This window comes from Kytococcus schroeteri, assembly GCF_002847825.1.
In the GTDB taxonomy this organism is placed as follows: domain Bacteria; phylum Actinomycetota; class Actinomycetes; order Actinomycetales; family Dermatophilaceae; genus Kytococcus; species Kytococcus schroeteri.
Genome location: NZ_PKIZ01000012.1, coordinates 57,743 through 58,890, shown reverse-complemented (window position 1 = coordinate 58,890; position 1,148 = coordinate 57,743). Strand labels below are relative to the sequence as shown.

At 70.0% G+C, this 1,148-nt stretch carries 2 protein-coding genes; one reads left to right on the top strand and one right to left on the bottom strand.

Translation table 11 applies throughout. The annotated features are described in order from the left end of the window. Positions 1-451, top strand: a 451-nt coding sequence (locus CYJ76_RS07340; RefSeq protein ID WP_414467283.1) for a TlpA family protein disulfide reductase, incomplete at its 5' end; no start/stop codon positions are given. 16 nt (positions 452-467) lie between these two features. Here CYJ76_RS07340 and CYJ76_RS07335 read toward each other — a convergent pair. Then, a partial coding sequence (locus tag CYJ76_RS07335; protein ID WP_101849690.1) for a MetQ/NlpA family ABC transporter substrate-binding protein occupies positions 468-1,148 on the bottom strand: 681 nt, incomplete at its 5' end.

Below are 1,148 nucleotides of genomic sequence, written 5' to 3'. Positions count from 1 at the left end.
CGAGGAGCTCGACTACGTGCGCACCCCCATCCCCTTCGTCCAGGTGACGGGCGACGACGGCCCGCTGCGGCTGCGCGAGATCTCCCAAAGGAAGGCCTGGCTCGTGCTCTGGGTGAGCCTGGGGTGCGGCAGCTGCATGGAGGCTCTGGCTCGCGCCGAGGAGTTCGCCCGGGAGTTCGAGCACGTGGGGGTGCTCGTGGTCACCACCACGCCGAGCGCCCCGGACGACCCGCTGCGCCCGTCGGGTGTGACGGTCGGCTACGACGAGGGCCAGCAGATGCGCCTCATGTTCGCCCTGCAGGCCACGCCCTCGGCGTTGCTGCTGGGTGCCGACGGCCTGATGGCCGGTGGCCCGGTGGCCGGGGGTGTCGCAGTGACCACCTTCATCGAGGACGTGGCGACCGAACTGCGGGAGGCCGCCGGCGGGGCGCAGGACCCCGCCGACGGCTGAGCCTCCCGCGCGGGGCTCACTCGGCCGGGATGACCGTGCCGGCGTACTTGTCCTTGATGAACTTCTTGGTCTCGTCGCTGCGCAACAGCTCGGCCAGCTTCGTGAGCTGCTCGTTCTCCGCGTCCTCGCTGCGCACCACGAGCAGGTTGGCGTAGGGGTTGCCCTCCGCCTTCTCCAGGGCCAGCGAGTCGTCCACCGGGGAGAGGTCGGCCTCGATGGCGTAGTTGCCGTTGATGACGGCGGCGTCCACGTCACCGAGCGAGCGGGGCAGCTGCGCGGCCTCGAGCTCCACGACCTCCGGTCCGCCGTCCTTGACGTCGGCCACGGTGGGCGCGATGTCGCCGGTGTCCTCCAGCTCGAGCACGCCGTGCTCGGCGAGCAGCTTGAGCGCACGACCGGCGTTGGACGGGTCGTTGGGGATGGCCACCTTGCTGTCGCCGGAGAGCTCCTTGAGGTCCTTCACCGTCTCGGAGTAGACGCCCAGCGGCTCCAGGTGCACCGCGCCCAGGCTCACGAAGTCGTACCCGGCGGCCTTCTTCTGCTCGTCCAGGTAGGGCTGGTGCTGGAAGTAGTTGGCGTCCAGGTCACCGGCGTCCAGGGCCGCGTTGGGCTGCACGTAGTCGGTGAACTCCACGACCTCGATGTCCAGGCCGGCCTCCTGGGCCAGGTTCTCCTTGACGAAGGTGAGGATCTCGCC